22 protein-coding genes and 1 riboswitch are annotated in these 24,706 nt (G+C 29.8%); of the genes, 1 reads left to right on the top strand and 21 read right to left on the bottom strand.

Annotated elements, in window-relative coordinates; all coding sequences use genetic code 11:
- The 5 genes from secA to metK form a co-directional block, all read right to left on the bottom strand.
- Complete coding sequence (secA, locus tag CHF27_RS11395; protein ID WP_095406580.1) at positions 1–2,673, bottom strand: preprotein translocase subunit SecA; 2,673 nt, start codon at positions 2,671–2,673, stop codon at positions 1–3.
- A 189-nt stretch (positions 2,674–2,862) separates the two neighbouring features.
- The gene (gene hpf / locus CHF27_RS11390) at positions 2,863–3,411 is read right to left on the bottom strand and encodes a ribosome hibernation-promoting factor, HPF/YfiA family (RefSeq protein ID WP_095406581.1); all 549 of its coding nucleotides are present in this window, start codon (positions 3,409–3,411) and stop codon (positions 2,863–2,865) included.
- A 673-nt stretch (positions 3,412–4,084) separates the two neighbouring features.
- Positions 4,085–4,864: a ComF family protein gene (locus CHF27_RS11385; protein ID WP_095406582.1), complete on the bottom strand. Its 780-nt coding sequence runs from the start codon at positions 4,862–4,864 to the stop codon at positions 4,085–4,087.
- A gap of 2 nt (positions 4,865–4,866) precedes the next feature.
- Complete coding sequence (recD2, locus tag CHF27_RS11380) at positions 4,867–7,089, bottom strand: SF1B family DNA helicase RecD2 (protein ID WP_095406583.1); 2,223 nt, start codon at positions 7,087–7,089, stop codon at positions 4,867–4,869.
- 137 nt (positions 7,090–7,226) lie between these two features.
- Positions 7,227–8,420: a methionine adenosyltransferase gene (gene metK, locus CHF27_RS11375; protein WP_095406584.1), complete on the bottom strand. Its 1,194-nt coding sequence runs from the start codon at positions 8,418–8,420 to the stop codon at positions 7,227–7,229.
- A gap of 124 nt (positions 8,421–8,544) precedes the next feature.
- A riboswitch (SAM riboswitch) is annotated at positions 8,545–8,650 on the bottom strand.
- Between the two features lie 239 nt (positions 8,651–8,889).
- Between metK and yyaC the strand changes: the two genes are divergently transcribed.
- Complete coding sequence (gene yyaC / locus CHF27_RS11370; protein ID WP_095406585.1) at positions 8,890–9,399, top strand: spore protease YyaC; 510 nt, start codon at positions 8,890–8,892, stop codon at positions 9,397–9,399.
- A 145-nt stretch (positions 9,400–9,544) separates the two neighbouring features.
- On the opposite strand, the gene mreB is transcribed toward yyaC, so the two are convergent.
- From mreB to CHF27_RS11290, 16 genes are all read right to left on the bottom strand, one after another.
- The gene (gene mreB, locus CHF27_RS11365) at positions 9,545–10,564 is read right to left on the bottom strand and encodes a rod shape-determining protein MreB (RefSeq protein ID WP_095406586.1); all 1,020 of its coding nucleotides are present in this window, start codon (positions 10,562–10,564) and stop codon (positions 9,545–9,547) included.
- Positions 10,565–10,676: 112 nt separating this feature from the next.
- Entirely contained in the window at positions 10,677–10,943 is a 267-nt protein-coding gene (spoIIID, locus tag CHF27_RS11360) for a sporulation transcriptional regulator SpoIIID (protein ID WP_095406587.1), read from the bottom strand.
- 99 nt (positions 10,944–11,042) lie between these two features.
- Positions 11,043–11,705: a M23 family metallopeptidase gene (locus tag CHF27_RS11355; RefSeq protein ID WP_095406588.1), complete on the bottom strand. Its 663-nt coding sequence runs from the start codon at positions 11,703–11,705 to the stop codon at positions 11,043–11,045.
- Positions 11,706–11,874: 169 nt separating this feature from the next.
- Positions 11,875–12,921 (bottom strand): stage II sporulation protein D, encoded by a 1,047-nt coding sequence (spoIID, locus tag CHF27_RS11350; protein ID WP_095406589.1) that lies wholly within the window; start codon positions 12,919–12,921, stop codon positions 11,875–11,877.
- A gap of 82 nt (positions 12,922–13,003) precedes the next feature.
- Positions 13,004–14,257 carry a UDP-N-acetylglucosamine 1-carboxyvinyltransferase gene (murA, locus tag CHF27_RS11345; protein WP_095406590.1) on the bottom strand — a complete coding sequence of 418 codons (1,254 nt, stop codon included), beginning with the start codon at positions 14,255–14,257 and terminating at the stop codon, positions 13,004–13,006.
- Positions 14,258–14,278: 21 nt separating this feature from the next.
- The gene (locus CHF27_RS11340; RefSeq protein ID WP_095406591.1) at positions 14,279–15,016 is read right to left on the bottom strand and encodes a YwmB family TATA-box binding protein; all 738 of its coding nucleotides are present in this window, start codon (positions 15,014–15,016) and stop codon (positions 14,279–14,281) included.
- Positions 15,017–15,134: 118 nt separating this feature from the next.
- Complete coding sequence (locus tag CHF27_RS11335) at positions 15,135–15,980, bottom strand: 4Fe-4S binding protein (RefSeq protein ID WP_095406592.1); 846 nt, start codon at positions 15,978–15,980, stop codon at positions 15,135–15,137.
- A 414-nt stretch (positions 15,981–16,394) separates the two neighbouring features.
- Positions 16,395–18,224 (bottom strand): glutamine--fructose-6-phosphate transaminase (isomerizing), encoded by a 1,830-nt coding sequence (gene glmS, locus CHF27_RS11330; RefSeq protein WP_095406593.1) that lies wholly within the window; start codon positions 18,222–18,224, stop codon positions 16,395–16,397.
- Positions 18,225–18,476: 252 nt separating this feature from the next.
- Complete coding sequence (gene glmM / locus CHF27_RS11325) at positions 18,477–19,823, bottom strand: phosphoglucosamine mutase (protein WP_095406594.1); 1,347 nt, start codon at positions 19,821–19,823, stop codon at positions 18,477–18,479.
- A 176-nt stretch (positions 19,824–19,999) separates the two neighbouring features.
- On the bottom strand, positions 20,000–20,542 hold the full coding sequence (locus CHF27_RS11320; RefSeq protein ID WP_095406595.1) for a 2-oxoacid:acceptor oxidoreductase family protein: 543 nt from the start codon (positions 20,540–20,542) through the stop codon (positions 20,000–20,002).
- Between the two features lies 1 nt (position 20,543).
- On the bottom strand, positions 20,544–21,299 hold the full coding sequence (locus CHF27_RS11315) for a thiamine pyrophosphate-dependent enzyme (protein WP_095406596.1): 756 nt from the start codon (positions 21,297–21,299) through the stop codon (positions 20,544–20,546).
- Entirely contained in the window at positions 21,299–22,375 is a 1,077-nt protein-coding gene (locus CHF27_RS11310; protein WP_095406597.1) for a 3-methyl-2-oxobutanoate dehydrogenase subunit VorB, read from the bottom strand. Before CHF27_RS11310 ends, CHF27_RS11315 begins: the two co-directional genes overlap by 1 nt.
- Before the next feature lie 29 nt (positions 22,376–22,404).
- Positions 22,405–22,620 carry a 4Fe-4S dicluster domain-containing protein gene (locus tag CHF27_RS11305; RefSeq protein WP_095406598.1) on the bottom strand — a complete coding sequence of 72 codons (216 nt, stop codon included), beginning with the start codon at positions 22,618–22,620 and terminating at the stop codon, positions 22,405–22,407.
- Between the two features lie 42 nt (positions 22,621–22,662).
- Positions 22,663–23,340, bottom strand: a complete 678-nt coding sequence (locus CHF27_RS11300; protein WP_095406599.1) for an ATP-binding protein — start codon at positions 23,338–23,340, stop codon at positions 22,663–22,665.
- Positions 23,341–23,390: 50 nt separating this feature from the next.
- Positions 23,391–24,488, bottom strand: a complete 1,098-nt coding sequence (gene buk / locus CHF27_RS11295; RefSeq protein WP_095406600.1) for a butyrate kinase — start codon at positions 24,486–24,488, stop codon at positions 23,391–23,393.
- A gap of 21 nt (positions 24,489–24,509) precedes the next feature.
- A partial coding sequence (locus CHF27_RS11290; RefSeq protein WP_274541567.1) for a phosphate acyltransferase occupies positions 24,510–24,706 on the bottom strand: 197 nt, incomplete at its 5' end.

Genomic DNA, 24,706 nt, shown 5'->3' with positions numbered 1-24,706 from the left:
TTACTTTCCACAACATTTTTTATATTTTTTCCCACTTCCACAAGGACAATCATCATTTCTTCCTATATGTTCATCTTTTCTAACTGTTTTATTTTGTGATTCTTCACTACCATTAGCAGATAAGTTATCTACATCTATAACTTGTTTTCTTTCTACTGGTTCTTCTACAGTTATATTGAATAAATATTTAATTGTATCTTCTTGAATATGCTGAGTCATTTCATCAAACATATCAAAACCTTCCATTTTATATGCAACAACTGGATCTTGTTGTCCTATAGCACGAAGTCCTATTCCTTGACGTAATTGATCCATAGCATCTATATGATCCATCCAATGGCTATCTACAGCTTGAAGAAGTATTACTCTTTCAACTTCTCTCATTCTTTCTGATCCTATTCTATCTTCTTTTCCATTGTACATTTTCATAGCTATGTCGTAAGTTTTTTCTACTATTTCATCAAGTTTAAGTTTTACCATATCAGGAATTTCTATACTTCCTTTTGGCATAAATAAATGATATAAATGATCCTTGAATCCATCAACATTAAACTCAGCTTCACCAGTATAAAGGTTTGCTGTTTTTTCTATTATAGATTTTATCATTCCTTGTATTTGTTCTTGTAAGTTTTCACCTTGAAGTACTCTTCTTCTTTCAGCATATATTATTTCTCTTTGTTTATTCATAACATCATCATATTGAAGTACGTGTTTTCTTATTCCAAAGTTCTTTCCTTCAACTTTCTTTTGAGCACCTTCTATTGATTTAGTTAAAATTTTATGCTCTATTGGCATATCTTCTTCTAAACCTATCTTTTCGACCATTCCTGATATTCTTTCACTTCCAAATAGCCTCATAAGATCATCATCTAATCCTATATAGAATCTTGAACTACCTGGGTCACCTTGACGACCAGCACGACCTCTTAACTGATTATCTATTCTACGAGACTCATGTCTTTCTGTACCTATTATAGCAAGACCACCAGCTTTTATAACTTCGTCTTGTTCTTGTTCTGTTTGTTTTTTATATTTTTCATGTAAATTTTCATATTCTTTTCTAGCCTTATGTAGCTCTTCATTTCCTTCTATTGGTAAACCATCTATAGGTGAATCAACTTTATTTATTGTAATCTCATCATATCCTAATTTTTTCATTTCTTTCTTAGTTAAAAATACAGGGTTACCACCTAAAACTATATCTGTACCACGACCTGCCATATTAGTAGCTATTGTTACAGAACCTAATCTACCTGCTTGAGCTATTATTTCGGCTTCTTTATCATGATGTTTGGCATTTAATACCTCATGTTTAACGCCTCTTCTTTTTAAAAGTTGAGATAATAATTCAGATTTTTCTATTGAAACTGTACCAACAAGTATTGGTTGTTTTACTTGATGTCTTTCTATTATATCTTCAACTACTGCATTAAACTTACCTCTTTCATTTTTGTATACAGAGTCAGCTAAATCTAGTCTTAAGATTGGCTTATTAGTAGGGATTTGTACAACATCCATTCTATATATCGCTTTTAATTCTTCCTCTTCAGTTTTTGCTGTACCTGTCATACCTGAAAGTTTATTATACATTCTAAAATAATTTTGGAATGTTACAGTTGCTAATGTTTTTGATTCTCTTTGGATTTTTAATCCTTCTTTAGCTTCTATAGCTTGATGTAATCCTTCTGAATATCTTCTTCCAAACATAAGTCTTCCTGTAAATTCATCAACTATTACTATTTCTCCATCTTTAGGCACATAATCAACATCTCTTTTCATTATTTTATGTGCTTTTAATGCTTGATTTATATGATGATATAATTCTGTATGAGATATATCAGTTATGTTTTCAACATTAAAATATACTTCTGACTTTTGTATACCTGAATCTGTTAAAGATACTGCCTTTTGTTTTTCATCTACTTCATAGTCATCTTCTTTTAACGTAAGTACAAACGTATTAGCATCTGAATATAAATGTGTAGACTTATCCCCAGGTCCAGATATTATAAGAGGAGTTCTAGCTTCATCTATTAATATAGAGTCAACCTCATCTACAATTGCATAATTTAGTTCTCTTTGAACCATTTGTTCTTTATGTATTACCATGTTATCTTTTAGATAATCAAATCCATATTCATTGTTTGTTCCATAAGTTATATCACATTCATACTGTTCACGTCTAACTTTAGAATTTTGTCCATGAACTATTACCCCTACTGTCATTCCTAGGAATTCATATAATTTTGCCATTTGCTCTTTATCACGCTTAGCTAAATAATCATTTACTGTAACTACGTGAACCCCTTTACCTGTAAGAGCATTTAAATAAACTGGTGCAGTTGCAACTAATGTTTTACCTTCACCTGTTTTCATTTCAGCTATTCTACCTTGATGTAGAACAATACCACCTATAAGCTGAACTCTATAATGTCTCATCCCTAATACTCTTTTAGATGCCTCTCTAACTACTGCAAAGGCTTCCGGCAATACATCATCTATACTCGCTCCATTACTTAATGTTTCTTTGAATACATTAGTCATATTTTTTAATTCTTTATCTGACATAGATTCAAATTTAGGTTCTAATGAGTCTATTGTATCAACGATTTTATTAAATTTTTTTAATTCTTTTTTATCAGCCATATTAAATAAATTATCTAAAAAGCCCATGTTCAACATCTCTCCTCGCACGTTTTTTATACTATTATACATTTTACCATAAAAACATCTTATTTTATATTAATATTGAAATTTACATTTATCTATATAATAATCAAACATTAAAAAGCTATCGATAATTAAATCTATCGATAGCTTTTATATTAAATAAAATTATCTTAATATTTAAAGTAAACTTTTTTACTCATGTTCTATTACTCCATAACCTCCATTTTTACGTTTATAAACTGTAGAAATTTCATCTGTATCTATATTTCTAAACATATAGAAATCATGGCTAATTAATTCCATTTGTAAGATTGCTTCTTCTTTACTCATTGGTTTCATATCAAATTTTTTATGTCTTTTAATCACTATATCAAACTCATGATTTTCATTTTCGATATCTAATGCTTCACTTTCATCTTCATTTTGATATCTAATACTTTTATTGTCTTGGTGTCTATCTTGTAATCTATTCTTGTATCTTCTTAATTGTTTATTTAACTTATCATATACAACATCTATCGCTGCGTATAAATTTTCTTCACTATCTTCAGCTCTAATTATTGGTCCACTTATAGGGATTATAGTTACTTCTACCTTCTGTCTAGATTTTTTAGCACTAACAGTAACTTTTACTTGTGTTTCTGGATGAATGTAGTAGTCTAATTTTCCTATTTTTTCTTCAATTGAATTCTTTATACTATTTGTTAACTCCATTTGTTTTCCAGATATTATTATATTCATAAGAACATCTCCCTTCAGTTATGACAGTATAAAATTTATACTTTAAATAATTATTCTACATCAATTTATTTAATCCTCTATTTTTATTGTTAACTTTTATAATTTTTATTATTCAATCAAAAAATATTAATTCATACTATTCTTTCCATATTAGTATGTGGATTAATTTAAACGTGTTATTCTGTGGATAGTGTGGATAAAACTGTTAATAACTCTTTATATTGTGCATTTTCTAATATTTGGCTAAATTTATATATCCACAATTCTACTTATTAGCTGTTACTAATTTGTGTATTGCTGTCATAAATTATTATTTTATATTTTTATTTATCATAAATTTGTTTTTATGGAAATGATTAACTTATATATGTAAAGTATTTGTTTTTATAAAAAAAAAGCACCTTATAAAGGTACTTTATGGATAATTTAGCTGACCTGGTTTTTGACCCCACACTCGCCTACTGGAGCTTTTGCTTGGGTTCGCCGCACTATTAACTCTCTCGATTTTATTATCGGTAGGACTTACTTCTAAGCCGCACCATGATCATCAACCCAATTTTTAGGGTTAACTTACGTGGATCCCTTTGCCTGCGACTGGCTTGGACTTTCAACCACAGACCTAAAATATCACTTACTTATTTTAATATTTTAGAAATGATATGTCAATAGAAATTTATGCCTTAACATATGTATCAATATTTTTAGTTAGTAGAGTTATTATAAAGACCTGACTAACTCCATGATTTTTTAAAAGCTTACTTATTTCATTTACAGTAGTTCCTGTTGTAAATATATCATCAACTACGATAACATTTTTATTTTTAATACTACCATTATCTTTTAATGAAAAAGCTTCTTTTAATTCTTTTTCTCTTTCTTTTTTATTTAACTTATATAATTTTTTTGTATACTTTTTTCTATCTATTATATTTATTACTGGTTTCTTTGTTATTTTCCCTAAATACACAGCTATTTTTTCAGATTGATTAAACCCTCTTCTTCTTAATCTTATTTTATGTAATGGAACAAATAATATATAGTCAAAGTTAATATTTTCTATTTCTAACTTATCTTTCATTATACTTGCAATATACTTACTCATATAAGTTTTATTATTATATTTTAAAGATAATACCATTTTTTTACTCATATCATTATACTCTATACACGATATAGCTTTATCAAAATAAAAATTTTTATTAAAACAATAGCTACATCCTTCTATATCTTGTTTTTCTAAAGAATGATTAATTATTGGCTTCCCACATTTTCTGCATCCATCTAATATGAAGTGTAACTCATCAAAACAATTTTTACACATTGAATAAGTATTATTCTTTTTTACAGGTTTATTACAAATTATACAAGTTATATTTTCTGGATATATAAAATCTAAAAATGTCTCAAATATGTTATTAAAAGTTTTATATAAACTATTAATATATTTTTTCATTTTTATTTTAACAACAACCCTTCTTTTTTAAATTTAATTAATTTTTCAGAAAGATTAGAATATCTTTCATTAGTTTTATTATTTTTAATCATATATTCTAAATACTTTACATCTCCAACTAATACAACTAATTTCTTTGCTCTTGTTACAGCTGTATATATTAAATTACGACTTAACAGCATAGGAGGTGCCCAAGTTATAGGTATAACTACTACTGGAAATTCGCTTCCTTGGCTCTTATGTATCGTTGTACAAAAACTATGATCTAGTTCGTCTAGTTCATCATATCTATAAGATACTATTTTTATTTGATCAAAAATAACATAAACAATTTTTTTATCTTTCTCTATATGGTATATATAACCAATATCTCCATTATATACACCTTCTCCACTATCACTTTGATCCTCTGTTTCCCATTTTTTTGTGTAATTATTTTTTATTTGCATAACTTTATCGCCAACTCTAAATACTCTTTTAGCAAAATTTTCTTCAACTTTAAATTTATCAGGTTTATTAAGATACTTTTGTAATTCTGTATTAAGATTGGTCACGCCTAAATCACCTTTTCTCATAGATGCTAAGACTTGTATATCTTTTAATTTATCTAACTTATAGAATTTAGGTAACCTTTCGTTTACTAATCCTATTATTTCATTTAAAATTTCTTCATTTGTATTTTTCTTTATAAAGAAAAAATCTTTATTTTTACTATTTAAATGCAATGGTTCTCCATTATTAATTCTATGGGCATTTACTACAATCATACTTTCTTGAGCTTGCCTAAATATCTCATTTAATCTAACCACATTTATAACATCTGAATCAATCATATCTTTTAATACATTTCCTGCTCCTACAGACGGTAATTGGTCACTATCTCCAACTAAAATAACTCTAGTTCCTGGTTTTATAGCTCTAAGCAAGCTATACATTAATAAAATATCTACCATTGATACTTCATCTAATATTACAACATCAGCTTTTATAGGATCTTCTTCATCTTTAAAAAATAACAACTCTTCACTATCTGTTGCATATCCCATTTCTAACAGTCTATGTATCGTTTTAGCTTCTTTGTTTGAGGTCTCGCTCATTCTCTTTGCCGCTCTACCTGTTGGTGCTGCTAAAACTACTTCTTTGTTGTTATTTTCAAATATTTTTATTATTGTATTTATAGTAGTAGTTTTTCCCGTCCCTGGTCCTCCTGTTATTATAACTACTCCACCATTTATAGCTTCTTTAACAGCCAAAATTTGATTTTGAGCTAATTTAATATCATCTTCCTTTTCTACTACTTGAATTTCTTTTTCAATATCTATTTTTAAATCTTCAAATTCACATTGAGACAATTTTATTATTTGTTTGCAAACTCCATTTTCAGATATGTAATAAGGTATTAAATATACTAGATAATTATCTTTACTTTTTTCTATATGAACCTTTTGGTCATAAGCTAGTCCCATTATACATTCTTCTATTATAGAACCTTTAATATCTAATATTTTACTAGATTCTTCAATTAATATATGTTTCGGTAAATATGTATTTCCATTGCTTAATGATTGGTGTAGTGCATATAAAATGCCTTGCTCTATTCTGTCTTTTGAATGTTTATCTATCCCTATTTTTGAAGCAATATTATCAGCGATTTTAAAACCTATTCCTCTTATATCTTCTGCTAGCCTATATGGATTCTGGTTTATAACATCTATTGCTTTATTTTTATATTTTTTATATATTTTCAAACAGTAATTAGGTGTAATCCCATAAGGCGATAATTCTATTATAATATTTCTAAGATCTCTATTTTCTTCATAGCTTTTGACTATTTGTTTTACCTTTTTTTTACCTACACCTTCTACTTCCTCTAAACGTTCTGGGGTATTTTGAATTACTTCTAAAGTATTAACTCCAAACTTATCTATAATCCTTTTAGCCATTTTTTCCCCTATTCCATGTATCATCCCTGAAGATAAGTATACATAGATACCCTCTAATGAAGATGGGGTAACAGGCATAAATTTATTAACTTCAAATTGAGCTCCATAAGTTTTATGATTTACCCATTTGCCTTGTACTTCTATACTTTCTCCAATTGCTAAAGTAGGCATACATCCCACTATAACTACTTCATCTTTTTCATTTGCTAAATGAGCTATAGTATATCCATTATCTTCATTTTTAAAGACTATGTCACTTACCATTCCTTCTATTCTTTCCATATCTATTCTCCTACAAACAAATAATGTTTCTATAATTAACTTAATTAGTAACTATTATACATTTAGTATGAAATTAAATAAAGAGGCCCATCCAAAAGCAGTTTTATTAATCTACTCTTGGCAGCCTCTTTTATAAATTAGTTTCCTAATGCTTCTTTTCTTAATATCTCTGCTTTATCAGTCTTTTCCCATGGTAAATCTATGTCTGTTCTACCAAAGTGACCGTAAGCTGCAACTTGTCTATATATAGGTCTTCTTAATTCTAAATCTCTAATTATAGCTCCTGGTCTTAAGTCAAAATATTTATTAACTAATTCAACTAACTTTTCTTCTGAAACTTTTCCAGTTCCAAAAGTATCTATAAATACAGATAATGGTTTAGCTACACCTATTGCATAAGCTAATTCTATTTCACACTTATCTGCAAGTCCTGCAGCAACTATATTTTTAGCCACGTATCTTGCAGCGTATGCAGCTGATCTATCAACTTTAGTTGGATCTTTTCCTGAGAAAGCTCCTCCTCCATGTCTTGAGTATCCACCATATGTATCTATTATTATCTTTCTTCCTGTAAGACCTGTATCTCCTTGAGGTCCTCCTATAACAAATCTTCCTGTTGGATTTATGTAAATTTTAGTTTCTTCATCAAGTAATTCTGCTGGTATAACAGATTTTATTACATACTCTATTAAATCTCTTCTTATTTGTTCTGTTTCTACAGTTTCACAGTGTTGAGTTGATATAAGAACAGTATGAACTCTTACTGCTTTATTTCCTTCATATTCAACTGTAACCTGAGTTTTTCCATCTGGTCTTAAGTATTCTAATATTCCATCTTTTCTAACCTCTGTTAATTTTCTTGCTAATTTATGAGCTAATGATATAGGAAGCGGCATTAATTCTGGTGTTTCATTACATGCGAAACCAAACATTATACCTTGATCTCCTGCACCTATAGCTTCTATTTCTTCTTCAGTTTGTTCTCCTACCTTACTTTCTAAAGCTTCATCTACTCCCATTGCTATATCTCCAGATTGTTCGTCAATTGAAGTTATAACCGCACAAGTCTTACAATCGAATCCAAACTTAGCTCTAGTATATCCAATTTCCTCAACTGTAGATCTTACTAACTTAGGAATATCTACATATGCAGAAGTACTTATCTCCCCTGCAACTAATACTAACCCTGTTGTAACTGTTGTTTCACAAGCTACTCTTGATAATGGATCTTTCTCTAATAATTTATCTAATATTGCATCTGATATCTGGTCACATATTTTATCTGGATGCCCCTCTGTAACTGACTCTGATGTAAATAAATGTCTTGCCATATTTGTATCCTCCCTTTTTATATTTTATTTTAAAATTTATTTTCACTATGTTTCCTACAATACAAAAAACCTCTTCTTATTCAAGAAGAGGTTAATTAGCATAATATTTTATATTAATTAACTAACCTCATCTCTCAAGACTATAGTCTTGTAGGAATTAGCACCTTTTCCCAAAAATGGGTGGTTGCTGGGCTTCAAAGGGCCTATCCCTCAGCCTCTCTTGATAAGGTAATCAAGATTTTAATTTTTTTCTATATGATATACATTTTAATATTTTTCCTTATATGTGTCAACACCTTTTATTCAGTTAGATTTGATTATAAATAATTAAATCTAACTTGTCTTTATAAACTATATATCACATTTTTATATCTTCTCTCATATTATAAGTATGGTGATTTTATGTAATTTAAAGTTAGGTATTTTTTAGATTACGAGTTCATATATTTCTTTTGAAGGGGGTGTTCCTATGTACTTAGCCAAGATAAACTATAAAAAAGAGAATGTTGCACAGGTACTTAGCTCTATACTAAAAGATGTTGTTGATGAGAATACAGTTGTTGTTTGTATAGGAACAGATCGGGCTATAGGTGATGCCCTTGGTCCTTTAGTTGGGACTATGTTAAAAAATAGCGATTTTAAATACCCTGTTTACGGTACATTAGATAATCCTATTCACGCTTTAAATATATATGAATCAATTGAAAAAATCAAAAAAACTCATCCTAAAGGGACGTTCTTGGCTATTGATGCGTGTTTAGGTTCAAAAAATAGCATAGGTAACATACAAATCAGAAAAGGACCCATTCTGCCTGGAAAAGGTGTTGGAAAAAAGCTCCCTCAGATAGGAAGTTATTCTATTGTAGGTATTGTTGATAAAATTGATGAAAATAATAGATTTTCATTTAATAATGTACGACTTAGTTTCATTTTAGAATTAGCTGAGACTATCGCCCTATCTCTTCTACTTTCTACTTAAAATCATTTTCTTTAATACTAAGCATATTAACCAAAATTCATATCTTTTCCCTTTTACTATTTTTCCTTCATTATGTAAAAAAGAGGATATATTAAAATAAATTAATGTATCCTCCTATACTTCTTATTTATAATAATAGTATTATTTATCTTTTCTTAAATGTTCCACCAGTTTCTAATAAATCTAAAGATCCTAGTGCACTTCCAGTACCTTTTGCTACACAAGACAAAGGTTCATTTGCAACTATAACTTTTATACCTATTCTTTTTTCAATTCTTTTATCTAATCCATATAACAATGATCCTCCACCTGTCATTATTATTCCTGCCTCACTTATATCAGCAGCTAACTCTGGCGGAGTTTTTTCTAAAACAGAATGTACTGTTACAACTATCTGTTCTGCGCACTCTTCAAGAGCTTCTAAAATTTCAGTTGACCCTATAGTTATACTTTCTGGAAGACCTTTTACTAAATTTCTTCCACTTATTTTCATATATTTTTCTTGCTCTCTTTTAAATGCTGTTCCAATTTCTACTTTTATCTTTTCTGCACTTCTCTCTCCTATAAGAAGATTATGCTGTTTTCTGATGTATCTCACTATAGCTTCGTCAAATTTGTCTCCACCAATTTTTATAGATTCACTTACTACAGCTCCTCCTAAAGAAATTACTGCTATATCTGCTGTACCTCCACCAATGTCTATTACCATACTTCCATTTGGTTGAGATATATCTATACCAGCTCCAATAGCAGCTGCTATTGGTTCTTCTATAATATAAACTTCTCTAGCACCAGCTTGTCTAGTTGCTTCTTCTACAGCTCTCTTTTCAACTTCTGTCACACCTGTTGGAACACAAACCATTATTCTAGGCATGAAAAATCTACTAAAGCCCTTCTTATCTACAACTTTATCTACAAAATAGCTTAACATTTTTTCAGTTATATCATAATCTGAAATAACACCATTTCTTAATGGTCTTATCGCCACTATGTTTCCTGGCGTTCTACCTATCATTCTTCTAGCCTCTTCTCCAACTGCTAGCACAGATTTTGTTCTTTTATCCATTGCTACTACCGAAGGTTCCTCTAAAACTATTCCTTTTCCATCTACATAAACAAGTACATTAGCCGTGCCTAAGTCAATACCTATATCAGCTCTAGCCATTTTTTCAACTCCTCTTGTAATATTTTTATATTTAAACTTTCGTTATTTTTATACACCTATAATACAACATATACAAAAATACTATTTTAGTCAAGAAAAAAATGTAGGTTTTCTAACCTACATTTTTTTTACTCTCTCTTTCATATTTAAGTTTTGTAGCCATGCCTCCTCTTATGTGTCTCTCTGATTTATTTTTTTCTAAAACCATCTTTACTTCTTTAGCAAGAGATGGGTTTATTTCTTCTAATCGTTCTGTTACATCTTTGTGAATCGTACTCTTACTCACTCCAAATGTTTTGGCTGTCTGTCTGACTGTAGTATTTTTTTCTAGTATATATTTTGCTACAACTATAGCTCTCTCCTCTATATGCGATCTCAAAACTCCCCCTCCTAACATCCTAGCCTTAATGATATATATGTAAAATCACAAAAAAATATAACAGACTTAATCATATTTGATTAAGTCTGTTATATCTTTTTATTTTATTAAACTCATTGGATCTATACTTTTCTCTCCTTTAAATGCTTCTAAATGTATATGTTGTCCTTCTTCGCTTTCATTTGTCGATGTATTTCCAGCTAATCCAATACATTGTCCTTCTTCTATCTTTTGATTCTTTTCAACCTTTACGTCTTTGTTTAAATTTGAATATACTAAAATAATATTATTTTCACATTTTAATTTTACAGACATACCATATTTATCATCCTTAAATACATCTACTACTGTACCCTTTAATAAAGATTTTATGTCTTGTCCCTTATTAGTACTAACATCTATTCCTTTATGTATTTCCCATACATCTAAAGTTTTAGAATAACTAGGTTCTTTTTCTGAATAACCTCTTATAACTTTGTTTCCAATAAAGCTTAATTTAGAAGTTTCTTGTTCATTTTTTGCTTTTGCTTTACTTAAATTGTGATCTGAATCTGTAGCTGTAGGTATAGCTCCTTCTTTATTTTTTTCTATTAAATGTATTTCATCTTCACTGCTTTTATCTTTATTGTTTACTATTTCTTTATTAGAAGCTAATTTATCTACTTTACTATTTGTAAACCAAACCCCGCCTACGGCAATTAAGCAAACACACACAAACAAAGATAAATAAAAACCGTCTTTTTCTAGTATTTTTTTCTTCATACAGCACCTCCAGTATATTTATACATTTAGAGTGTTACCTGTATTTTCTAATTTTATACAATTTTTATGCTTAAAATTGTCTTAATCAAAACAAAGCTATGATAATATATAACTACTTTTATCATAGCTTTGTTTTTACTTTAACAAAATTAATTTCTATATTTATATGTTAATATGTATCTTTTATTTCTGTTTGTGAATAATAATGAGATAATATTTCATAATACTTATATCCTTCTTGCGCCATTCCTTCTGCACCCCATTGACTCATGCCTACTCCATGTCCGTAACCTTTTACTATAAAATCTATTCCACTATTCTCAAAATCAATTTCAAAATTGGCAGAATTAAGATTAAATATCCTTCTAACATCCGTTCCTTTAATCTCTTTGTTTCCTACTTTCATTGTTTCTACTGCTCCACCCTTGCTTAATTGAGTTATTTTTACCTGATTTTTTAAATTATTTTCAGTTAATTTAATATCCCCGTAAGACTTATTTAAATATTCAACAAATTGTTTGTTACTTATTTTTAATGCAGATGTATATTTAGGAGAAATTTTATCATATGGGCTATCTACTGATTTTAGGTATGGGTATTTAATTGAAAATACTTCTTCGCTATTTTCTGTTTTTCCAGAAGATGTTGAAAAGTATAATGGTAATATTGGTTCATTATTATAAGTTATGATTTGGCCTTTTGTAGCATCTACTGCTTGTTTTATTTTAGAATATGAATTTTTTATCCATTTAGACCCATTTACCTTTTCTAATTCTTCATAACTTTTATACTCTTGACAGTGTTTAAAATCTGTACATACTACAGCATTTTTGTGCTGACTAGGATTTTTATGTCCCTGCTTATATGATACATATGTTCTTGCTGCCACTGCTTGTGCTTTTAATGCTTCAATATCAAATTTTGCTGACATCTCACCAGCTAAAACGCCATATAAATATTTTTCCATATTCATACTTTGTACTTTACCTAGTTTATGATTATAAACATTTATAATGGGGGTTTCTTTATTTACTGTTTCATAATTAATCACTTTCTTTATAATTTCATTTTTTTCTAACTTACTACTTTGACTACTTGTATTTTTTTTAGTTTGTGTTTCTTGCTTAATATTACTATATGATACTACGCTCGTTAAGATTGGTATAGATATACAACATATCACTAAACCAGTTAAAACTACTAAAGGGCTCTTCATATACTTTTTTCCTCCTTAGCCTTATTCTAGACTCTAAAGTATATGAACAACCCTATTATTTTATTACTATTAATATTACTGATTAGTCTTCTACTATTTGTATATTCCCACCTAAAGCAGTTATCTTTTTATCTATATCTACGTATCCTCTTTGGATATGGTAAATTTCTCCTATTTGAGTTTCTCCTTCTGCTATAAGTCCACATAGTATAAGTGCTGCACCTGCTCTTAAATCTGTAGCATTTACTCTTGCACCATGTAATTGGTCTACTCCATTAACTATAGCACTTCTTCCTTCTATTTTTATATTAGCTCCCATTCTATTAAACTCAGCTACATGCATAAATCTATTTTCAAAAACAGTTTCTATAACTACGCCTGTACCATTAGCAACTGTAAGCATAGCCATAAATTGAGCTTGAACATCCGTTGGGAATCCTGGATGTGGTAAAGTCTTTATATCTATAGGTTTTACAACTTCCGGTCCTATTACCCTAACTGAATTATCCATTTCTATCACTTCACAACCAGCTTCTTTTAATTTTGCTACTACTGGCTTTAAGTGTTCTAATAATACATTTTCTATTGTTATATCACCTTTTGTCATTGCAGCTGCTACCATATAAGTTGCAGCTTCTATTCTATCAGGTATTACAGTATGTTCCGCACCTTTTAATTCTTTAACACCTTTTATTTTTATAGTGTTCGTTCCCGCACCTTTTATATCTGCTCCCATTTCACTTAAGAAATTAGCTAAATCAACTATTTCAGGTTCTTCTGCTGCATTTTCTATTATTGTAGTTCCTTCTGCAAGCGCAGCAGCCATCATTATATTTTCAGTAGCTCCTACAGATGGAAAATCTAAGTAAAGCTTAGCTCCTGTTAATTTCTTAGTTGTTGCTTCAACAAATCCGTGATCCATCTCTACTTTTGCACCTAAATATTTAAATCCTTTTAGATGTAAATCTATAGGTCTTGTCCCTATAGCACAACCTCCTGGCATAGATATTTTAGTATGATTAAATCTAGCAAGCAATGGTCCCATAACTAAAAAAGATGCTCTCATTTTTCTTACAAGCTCATATGGTGCTTCACATGTAGTGATATTCGATGCATCTACAGTTAATGTACAGTCATTATACTCTACTTTTGCACCTAAATGTCTTAATAAATCTGATATAACATGAACATCTCTTAAATTAGGAACTCCGTATATAGTCGACTTTCCATTTCCTAATAAAGTTGCTGCTATTATTGGTAATACTGCATTTTTTGCTCCATCTATTTTAACACTACCTTTAAGTGGGTTACTCTTTCTAACAATTATCTTTGCCATTTTATTTGCCTCTCCTCATTATTAATAATCTAATTTCATAATAGGTGTAGCAATATATATGATAGTTTTCTCATCATCTTCACTATATCTCATACCTATATTTAAATTAATTTTATATCCCAAATATTCCAAATAATTTTCATTCAATAATTTACTATATGCTGTAACTGATAGAAAGTTCTTTTCTTGCACTCTATCAATTTCGTCAGCATTCATATTATATAATATTTTTTGCAAAATATCATCATATTTATTTATTTGTAACCTTTTTGTGTATTCTCCTGCAATACAAGTATATATATCTACTTGATTTGAATATCTATTTAATGTATCCTCCATTAGATTATAAATATCCACTATATTTTTATATACTTTATTATCTAATATGTCAACTATTATATACGCTTCATCTTTACTTTTTTTAACTCCGGCTATAGAAATGCTTCTATTGTTATTTTTTACCTGACAAAATACTTGTTTTTCATTATTATCCCACTTCTCATTCCATTTTATATCACTCTCTTCAATACCAAAATTATTAATTGTATCTAAACATATATTTTTCATTTTATCTTTTGATACATTATAGTCTATGGTAGCATTTGCTTTTATATTATAAAATTTAAATTCTGATTGGGTATTGTTAAAAGTTTCTATTAACTTATAATAACCATTGTCCAATTTAACTTCAGCATAAGATATTACTACTCCTACTAATATTAAAATTACAAAACTAACAAGTTTTTGTATAATTTTCATAAAAAATCCCCCTTAAAATCATCAATTTTATACTAAGATTATTGACAATAATAACGAGGATATACTCTATATATATTATGATTATGTATTATATTTATATATTTTCAGCTAATTTACTTTATAATGCTTTTTCAAAATCTTTTATACCTATTCTATCTATAACTTTACAAATACGCTCTCCTGGGTTTGATAATTCTTTATATGTATCTAATATATTTTGAATTAAACTAGGTACGTCTTCTTCTGAATATAAATTAGTAAGTCTATCTCCAAATCTATACCCTCTTCCCATTCTACCTCCAAGGTATATTGCTAATCCTTTTTTTTCTACATTCATAGCTTCAAAAGGACAGACTTGAGCACATTTTCCACAATTTACACATTCATTACTATTCCAAACCAATTTTTTATCTATAATTGAAACAGCATTTTGTCTACATGATTTCGTACATAATCCACAGTTTTTACATTTCTCCTCATTAAATTTAACATATACTTGTCCGACAATGCCTATATCATTTGTATTTGCCTTTGCACAGTTATTTGGGCATCCCACTAATGTAATCTTAGTTTTCGCTGGTAAATCATATGCAAAGTATTTATCATGTAGTTTTCCACATAATTCTTGAGTATCATAAATTCCATGCTGACATACAGTACCTTTGCATGCAACTAACGGTCTAACTTTTTTTCCTGTTCCACCATGCATTAATCCAGATTCTTTTATTTTAACTTTTACCTCATCTAAGTCTTCATATTTTATCCATGGTAATTCTATTGTTAATCTTGTTGTCAAACCTATATATCCTTTACCATATTTTTTAGATAATAGAGAAATTTCATTTAGCTGCTCTGCTGTAAAGTTTCCAGCTCTGCTTAATATCCTTATTGAAAAATACCCTTCTTGTTTTTGAGCTATTATACCTTGTGACTTTAAAGTTGCTAATTCATCTTTATTTATCATATAATTTCCCCCCTAAAATTCAACTAATTTTATACTAATAGATTAACATAATTACTTTAAATCCTCTATAATCAATTTATATTATTAGTATTATATATTAAATTAAATTAATTACATATATAAAAATATTGTTACATATTTTCTTATTATTCCTTTTATTTCCCTAGTAATGGATACTATTTAACAATAAATTCTAAAATTTATCAGTTTTTATTTTTTTCTAAATATTCTAAAGATTTGTATGAATTTTTTATGTTGCTCAAAATGTCATTTTTTACATTTTTAGACTCATTAGTATTACTATTATTTATAGGTTATCCACATAAAATTAGGCAATTTAGTTTCCTTACATGTAAAAAAGGGCTATCTCAAAAGTATAAAAACTTTAAGACAATCCCTTTTTTATTAATCTATCTATTCAACTGTTACTGATTTTGCTAAATTTCTTGGTTTATCTACGTCACAACCTCTTTGAACTGCAACATAATATGATAATAATTGAAGTGGTAATACAGTTAATATACTAGATAATATATCTTCTACATTAGGTATATATATTACCTTATCAGCTGATTTTTCAACTTCTTTATTTTTTTCTTGTGCTATTGCTATAACATAAGCTCCTCTAGCTCTAACTTCGGCCATATTTGATACCATTTTCTCAAATAATTCCTCTTGAGTTGCTATCGCTATAACTGGTGTTCCCTTTTCTATTAAAGCTATTGTACCATGTTTTAATTCTCCTGCTGCAAATGCTTCTGCATGTATATAAGAGATTTCTTTTATTTTTAAAGCACCTTCCATTGCTAAATTATAATCAAGACCTCTACCTAAATAGAATGCACTACTTGCTTCTCTCAATTCTTTAGCAACTACATTATTTATATAATCTTCTTGTTCTAATGCTTTTTCAACTTTTTCTGGCATTTCCTTTAATTTTTCTATCATCTCATTGTAATACTCTCTAGTGATTGTACCCTTCTTTATAGCAAAATCTAAAGCTATCATATAGAATGATACTAATTGAGTAGTGTACGCTTTAGTAGATGCAACAGATATCTCTGGACCTGCCCAAGTATAGAACACATCATCAGACTCTCTAGCTATAGAAGAACCTACAACATTAGTAACTGATAGTATTCTAGCACCTTTAGATTTAGCATCTCTTAAAGCTGCTAAAGTATCTGCTGTTTCTCCAGATTGGCTTACTAATATTAATAAAGTATTTTCATCAATAAATGGATTACTATATCTAAATTCTGATGCTATATCAGTTATTACTGGAATTTTTGCAAATTTTTCTATAGCAAATTTTCCAACAATTCCTGCATGATAAGCTGTTCCACAAGCTACTATATAAACTCTATTTATTTTTTCTAAATCTTCTTTAGTCATTTTTATATCATCTAATTGGATTTCTCCATCATCATTTAATCTTCTTAATAATGTCTCTTTAACTCCATTAGGTTGCTCATGTATTTCTTTTAACATAAAATGATCATATCCACCTTTAGATGCTGCTTCAACATCCCAAGTTATTTCATTTATTTGTTTTTGTACAACATTTCTATTTTCATCTAAAATTGTTACTTTATCTTCTACTATGTGAACAAATTCACCATTTTCTAAGAAATACACATTTCTAGTATATTTTAATATTGCTGGTATGTCTGACGCTATAAAGTTCTCGCCTTCTCCAACTCCTACTACTAATGGACTATCTTTTCTTACAGCTACTAATTCTTTTACATTATCAGAACAAATTACTCCTAAAGCATATGCTCCTCTTAATTTTTCAGTTGCTTTATAAACTGCATCTAATAAATTTCCTTCATAGAATTTATCTACTAAATGAGCTACAACTTCAGTATCTGTTTGAGATAAGAATACTACCCCTTCAGATTGTAATTCTTCTCTTAACTCAATATAATTTTCGATTATTCCATTATGAACAACCGATATTGTTTTATCCATATTAAAATGAGGGTGAGAGTTTACATCAGATGGCTCTCCATGAGTTGCCCATCTTGTATGCCCTATTCCTAATCCACCTTTTATAGGATTTTTTTGTAAGTCTTCTGCTAATACTGCTAATCTACCTTTAAACTTTCTTATTTCTAAGTCATCTCCAGTATTAACTGCAACACCTGCAGAATCATACCCTCTATATTCTAACTTCGATAGTCCCTCTATAAGAACTTCTGTTGCTTGTCTATTACCTAAATATCCAACTATACCACACATATTTGTTTCCTCCTAAAAATATTATTTTATATTTTAAGAGATAGGTCATTTAAGTTTACTTAAGCTTTACTTTGTGTACAGAATCACTCCTGTATTTTAATAAAGTTCTTCGATGGTAAACTCACCGCAGAGCATCCGCCGATAATTCGATTAACTCTGTCCTCGTCAACTTAGTCCAATATTACTTAACTAGATAGTCATCTACTAAGTTCTGGCGCTTAAAAAGTGAATAAAACATTCACTTTTTCTAATTTACGATAATTTTTCTTTTATAAGATTAGCTAAATTTGTAGCTAATTCTTTTATTTGACCTTCCTCTTTACCTTCTAACATCACTCTTACTAATGGTTCTGTTCCTGAAGGTCTTATTAAAACTCTTCCACATCCATCTAGTAGTGCTTCTATTCTCTCTATCTCAGATTTTATTTCTGGATATTCCATATATTTATTCTTATTCTCATTTTTTATTCTTGCATTAACTAATACTTGTGGATACTCCGTCATTACAGATGCAAGTTCTGATAGTTTTTTCTTTTCTTCTAAAACTATCTTTGTAAGAACTAATGAACTTAATACTCCATCTCCAGTTGTATTATAATCTAAGAATATCATATGTCCAGATTGTTCCCCACCAAGATTGTATCCACTTTTTTTCATTTCTTCAAGTACATATCTATCTCCTACAGTTGTAGTAGCTAAATTTATACCATATTCTTTAGCAGCTACTGTAAGACCTATATTACTCATAACTGTCACTACTAGCGTATCTTGGGCTAACTGTTTATTTTTCTTTAAATATATAGCGCCCAGTATCATTATATGATCGCCATCAACGATTTGTCCCTTTTCATCTACAGCAATTAATCTATCTGCATCTCCATCATAAGCAAGACCTAAGTCTGCATTATTAGCTAAAACAGCTTCTTGTAATTGTTTTGGATGCGTTGATCCGCAGTTGTCATTTATATTATTCCCATTTGGCTCATTATTTATAGCTATTACACTTGCACCTAATTCTTTAAATACAACTGGTGCTACGTTATAAGATGCTCCATTTGCACAATCTAACACAATTTTTAGACCTTTAAAATCTGCATTTATTATTGATTTTAAATAATCTATAAATTCTCTTTGTGCCTCATGCTTGTGTATCTTTTTACCTACATGTTCTCCAACTGGATTACAATCTACTTTTTCTATATCATCTATATATTCTTCTATTTTTAATTCTAATTCATCATCTAATTTATATCCTTCTTTATTAAAGAATTTTATACCGTTATACTCCACTGGATTATGTGATGCTGATATAACTACTCCACAATCTGCTCCATATTTTCTTGTTAAATATGCAACTGCTGGCGTTGGTATAACTCCAACTGTTATAACATCACACCCCACAGACATTAATCCTGCTATTAGAGATGATTCTAACATATCTCCTGATATTCTAGTATCTTTCCCTACTACTACTTTAACTCTATGGTCTCCTTGCGCTAAAACATAGCCTCCGGCTCTTCCAAGTTTGTAAGCTAAATCACAAGTAAGCTCTGTATTAGCTATTCCTCTTACTCCGTCAGTACCAAAATATTTTCTCATTAAAAATCTCCTTTCCTAATGAAAGCGTATCAAAATATAATATATTCTATTTATACATAAATGTGCTTAAATTTCTATTGTGAGTCATAGAAATATTTTAATACTTATACGTTAAAAAGACAATAGAAATAATTCTATTGTCTTTTATTTGATATTTTTAAATTTTTTTATTTAAATTATTTTACTGCATCTGCACCTTTTTGTAAAGCAGATCTATTTAAAGGTACAAATTTTTCTTTTCTAGGACCGAATACTTTTTTAAATGCATCTAAAACAGATTCTATATCTACTGTTTCACTTGCTTTTAAGTATGCACCTAGCATTATCATATTTGCAACTTTTGGATTACCTAATTCAGTAGCAAGATCATTTGCTGGTATATAATGTACATCAACATCTGTTCTTTTTACTTTTTGATCTATTAATGAACTATTTATTAAAATTTTTCCACCTGGAACAACATCTTTTTCAAATTTATCAAGTGAAGGTAAATTCATTATTATTGCACAAGTTGCATCATCTGTTATAAGTGGAGAACCAACAGGTTGATCAGATACAGTTACTGCACAGTTTGCAGTTCCTCCACGCATTTCTGGTCCATAAGATGGTAACCAAGAAACTTCTTTACCTTCTAGCATTCCTGCATAAGTAAGTAATTGTCCCATAGACATAACACCTTGGCCACCGAAGCCTGCACATATTACTCTAGCTGTAGACATATTACTTCACCCCCCCATTAAGTTCAACATCTTTTAAATTTCCTATTGGATAATATGGCATCATATTGTCTCTTAACCATTGTAACGCATTATTTGGAGCCATACCCCAGTTAGTAGGACATGTAGATAATACTTCTACTATTCCAAATCCTAAACCTTCTTGTTGAACTTGGAATGCTTTTTTTATAGCTTTTTTAGCTTTTCTAACATTAGCTGGAGTATCAACAGAAACTCTTTCTACAAATACTGCTCCTGTTAATGTTGATAACATTTCACTCATTCTTATAGGATATCCTTGTGTTTCTGGATTTCTACCATTTTGAGCTGTAGTAGCTTTTTGGCCAATTAACGTAGTTGGTGCCATTTGTCCACCTGTCATTCCATATGTAGTATTGTTTACAAATATAGTAGTTATTTTTTCACCTCTAGCAGCTGCATGTACTATTTCAGCTGTACCAATTGAAGCTAAATCTCCATCCCCTTGATAAGTAAATACTACTTTATCTGGATGAACTCTTTTTACTCCTGTAGCTGCTGCTGGAGCTCTACCATGAGATGCTTCTTGAACATCACAATTAAAATAATTGTATGCTAAAACTGAACATCCAACTGGTACAACACCTATAGTATTTCCAAGTACATCTAATTCTTCTAAAACTTCTGCTACTAATCTATGAATTATACCATGAGTACATCCTGGACAATAGTGAGTTTTAGCTTCTGTTAATCCATTTGTTTTTTCAAATACAACAGACATTATCTAGCACCTCCTGTAGCTAATTCTTTTCCCATTATTTCTTTAGCTTTATCAACTATTTCTGATGGTGATGGAGCCATTCCTCCAGCTCTTCCATAGAAATGAACTGGTAATTTTCCTTCAATTGCTAATTTAACATCTTCTACCATTTGACCCATACTCATTTCAACTGTTAATAAATTTTTAGCATTTGGTATTTTTTCAAATGCTTCAGTTGGGAAAGGCCATAATACTTTAGGTCTTATAAGACCTACTTTTATATCTTCCGCTCTTAATAAATCTATTGTAGTTTTTACTATTCTTGAAGTTGTTCCATATGCTACAAATACTAATTCAGCATCTTCTGTCTTATACATTTCATATTGAACTTCATTTTTTTCTATTTCATTGTATTTTTTATCAAGTTTTATACAATGTTGTTCTAGTACATCAGCCTCTAAGTATAAGGAATTTATTATATTAGGCTTTCTTTCACCTTTAGTTCCTACTGTTGCCCAATCTTTTTTAGGTAATTGTCTTTTCTTAGATTCTTTAAATTCAACTGGTTCCATCATTTGTCCTATCATACCATCTGCTAGAACCATGACAGGTGTTCTATAGTAATCTGCAACATCAAAAGCTTCCATTATCATATCAACAGCTTCTTGAACTGATGCTGGTGCAAATACTGGAGTTCTATAATCTCCATTACCTCCACCTCTTGTTGCCATAAAATAATCAGATTGAGATGGTTGTATACTTCCAAGTCCTGGACCACCTCTCATTACATTAATTACAACACATGGAAGTTCTGCTCCTGCTGCATAAGTTATACCTTCTTGTTTTAATGCAATACCTGGTGATGATGATGATGTCATAACTCTTGCCCCTGCTCCTGCTGCACCATAAACCATATTTATTGCAGAAACTTCTGATTCTGCTTGAACAAATGCTCCACCAATTTTAGGTAACTCTCTAGATAAGTATTCTGGTAGTTCACTTTGTGGAGTTATTGGGTAACCAAAGAAGTATTTACAACCAGCTTCTATCGCTGCTTTACCAAATGCTTCGTTACCTTTCATAAGTATCTTAGCCATAAAAATTCCCCCTTATTTTTTTTAAACTATTAGTCTCTTTCCACTGTTATAGCTACATCTGGACACATCATTGCACAGCTTGCGCATCCTACACACTTTTCAACTTCTGAAACTTTTGCTGGATTATATCCTTTTAAATTTATTGTGTTTGTGTCTATTTCTATAATACCAGCTGGACATACCTCTATGCACAATCCACAACTCTTACAGCGTTCTTGATTAAAAGTAACTTTCCCTTTAGCCATTATTCAATCCTCCTTATACTTTTTATATATTTGAGCCCAAAACTACATCCAGTCTTCTCTCATATAAAGTTTTATAGGAAAAACTTCTCCCTCTAAATCTTTAGGTAGTTGATCTACTAGATTTTCTAAACATGTAACATACTTTATAGGTATATTACATGCTTTAGAAACCTCTTTAGCTACCTCTTGGCCTCTTAATACATCATCAATAGTAGTTGATCTAATAAGATGAGTATTATTGATTAAGCCTGTAACTTTCAATTTAGATGCCTTTTCTATTTCTCTTATATGTCTGATAACACCTTCAGCAGTTTGAGTTTGCTCTCTGTTTGCATTTACTACACAAAACATATCATAATCATTTTCTTTTATTAAATGAGCAAATCTACCTACTACTCTTGCTCCTACATTATCACCACCTGCATCCATTAAATATTCATATGACTCATCATTTAACGGAGTCATAACCTTTGCTGAAACTGATGGTAAATCTAATGTTGAAGCATTTACTGAGCTATCTATAGCAATTATATTTAAGGACTCTAATAAATCCTTTTTTTCTCTAGTTCTGAAATAAACATTTACTACATCTAAATCTGCTATTGCAACCTTCTTTTTAGTTAATTTTTTTAACTTAGTGATATAATTCATTGAAAATTCAGTTTTTCCACTACCATAATGCCCTATTATAATCCTTATTCTATTGTCATTATTTATCATAAAAATCACCTATTAAGTCATATACGATATATGATTTATCCTTTATAATGTTATAAACTACACTCAGGCTCACATAAATAAACTCTAGCTTCTTCTTCTTCTCTTAATACTCTAAGTCCACCTTGTGCTAAAGCTATCATTTCATCTTCACCTGGGTAAACCTTTACATCCGCTATAAATTTAACCCTATCTTTTATCATATTAGTAATTAAATTTGAATATGCTATACCTCCTGTTAATAAAATTGCATCTACATCTCCTTTAAGAACAGTCGCACAAGATCCTATCTCTTTACAGACTTGATATACCATAGCTTCATGTATTAATTTGTATTCTTTATCTCCAGTAGATATTTTACTTTCTACTTCTCTAACATCATTAGTATTTAAATATCCTACTAATCCACCATTCCCTTTGATTTTTTTCTTAATTTCTTCTTGAGTGTACTTACCACTGAAACACATTTTAACTAAATCTCCAACTGGTAATCCACCACTTCTTTCTGGAGAAAATGGACCTTCTCCATCTAATGCATTTGCAACATCTATTACTTTACCTTTTTCATGTGCTCCTATAGATATACCTCCACCCATATGTGCAACAATAAAATTACATTCATTATAGTTTTTTTCTAGCTCTTTAGCAGCTCTTCTAGCTGTTGCCTTTTGATTTAATGCATGGAAAATGCTTTTTCTATTTATATCAGGACTTCCTGATACTCTAGCTACATCTTCCATTTCATCAACAACCACAGGATCTACTATGTATGAAGGTATATCAACCTCATCCCCTATTTGCTTAGCTATAAGTCCTCCTAAGTTTGAAGCATGTTCCCCTAATATGCCCACTCTTAAGTCTTCTACCATTACATCATTTATGGTATATGTACCACCTTGTATTGGTCTAAGAAGTCCTCCTCTACCAACTACTGCATCTAAGTCACCTGTCTTAACTCCACCTTCTAATAGAGCTTCTTCTATTACCTTTTTTCTAAACTCAAATTGATCTGCTACTTTTTTATATTGGCCTATTTCCTCAGAAGAATGTCTTAAAGTTTTTTCAAATACTAACTCTTCATCTTTGAATACTGCAATCTTAGTTGATGTTGAACCAGGATTGATAGTTAGTATTTTAAACATCTTATTCATCTGGATACCCCCCTAATATTTTTAAGCTCTAGCTGCCATCAAAACACCTAAAGCTATTGAATTTAGCTTAGTTTCTTCACTGTCGGCTCTAGAAGTCAATATTATTGGTGCCTTAGCTCCAACTATAATGCCTGCATTTTTTGATTTTGAGAAAAATACTAAAGATTTATATAATATATTTCCTGCTTCTATATCTGGTGCTAATAATATATCTGCAT

This window comes from Romboutsia maritimum (assembly GCF_002251085.2).
Taxonomy (GTDB): Bacteria; Bacillota; Clostridia; order Peptostreptococcales; family Peptostreptococcaceae; genus Romboutsia_B; species Romboutsia_B maritimum.
The sequence above is the reverse complement of the archived record's forward strand: the minus strand, read 5'-3'. Positions and strand labels throughout refer to the sequence as shown.

Excerpts from the sequence above, each read along its gene's own strand:
- secA (WP_095406580.1), bottom strand. The coding sequence starts at position 2,673 with ATGGGCTTTTTAGATAATTTATTTAATATGGCTGATAAAAAAGAATTA.
- hpf (WP_095406581.1), bottom strand. The coding sequence starts at position 3,411 with ATGAATATAATAATATCTGGAAAACAAATGGAGTTAACAAATAGTATA.
- CHF27_RS11385 (WP_095406582.1), bottom strand. The coding sequence starts at position 4,864 with ATGAAAAAATATATTAATAGTTTATATAAAACTTTTAATAACATATTT.
- recD2 (WP_095406583.1), bottom strand. The coding sequence starts at position 7,089 with ATGGAAAGAATAGAAGGAATGGTAAGTGACATAGTCTTTAAAAATGAA.
- metK (WP_095406584.1), bottom strand. The coding sequence starts at position 8,420 with ATGGCAAGACATTTATTTACATCAGAGTCAGTTACAGAGGGGCATCCA.
- yyaC (WP_095406585.1), top strand. The coding sequence starts at position 8,890 with ATGTACTTAGCCAAGATAAACTATAAAAAAGAGAATGTTGCACAGGTA.
- mreB (WP_095406586.1), bottom strand. The coding sequence starts at position 10,564 with ATGGCTAGAGCTGATATAGGTATTGACTTAGGCACGGCTAATGTACTT.
- CHF27_RS11355 (WP_095406588.1), bottom strand. The coding sequence starts at position 11,705 with ATGAAGAAAAAAATACTAGAAAAAGACGGTTTTTATTTATCTTTGTTT.
- spoIID (WP_095406589.1), bottom strand. The coding sequence starts at position 12,921 with ATGAAGAGCCCTTTAGTAGTTTTAACTGGTTTAGTGATATGTTGTATA.
- murA (WP_095406590.1), bottom strand. The coding sequence starts at position 14,257 with ATGGCAAAGATAATTGTTAGAAAGAGTAACCCACTTAAAGGTAGTGTT.
- CHF27_RS11340 (WP_095406591.1), bottom strand. The coding sequence starts at position 15,016 with ATGAAAATTATACAAAAACTTGTTAGTTTTGTAATTTTAATATTAGTA.
- CHF27_RS11335 (WP_095406592.1), bottom strand. The coding sequence starts at position 15,980 with ATGATAAATAAAGATGAATTAGCAACTTTAAAGTCACAAGGTATAATA.
- glmS (WP_095406593.1), bottom strand. The coding sequence starts at position 18,224 with ATGTGTGGTATAGTTGGATATTTAGGTAATAGACAAGCAACAGAAGTT.
- glmM (WP_095406594.1), bottom strand. The coding sequence starts at position 19,823 with ATGAGAAAATATTTTGGTACTGACGGAGTAAGAGGAATAGCTAATACA.
- CHF27_RS11320 (WP_095406595.1), bottom strand. The coding sequence starts at position 20,542 with ATGTCTACAGCTAGAGTAATATGTGCAGGCTTCGGTGGCCAAGGTGTT.
- CHF27_RS11315 (WP_095406596.1), bottom strand. The coding sequence starts at position 21,299 with ATGTCTGTTGTATTTGAAAAAACAAATGGATTAACAGAAGCTAAAACT.
- CHF27_RS11310 (WP_095406597.1), bottom strand. The coding sequence starts at position 22,375 with ATGGCTAAGATACTTATGAAAGGTAACGAAGCATTTGGTAAAGCAGCG.
- CHF27_RS11305 (WP_095406598.1), bottom strand. The coding sequence starts at position 22,620 with ATGGCTAAAGGGAAAGTTACTTTTAATCAAGAACGCTGTAAGAGTTGT.
- CHF27_RS11300 (WP_095406599.1), bottom strand. The coding sequence starts at position 23,340 with ATGATAAATAATGACAATAGAATAAGGATTATAATAGGGCATTATGGT.
- buk (WP_095406600.1), bottom strand. The coding sequence starts at position 24,488 with ATGAATAAGATGTTTAAAATACTAACTATCAATCCTGGTTCAACATCA.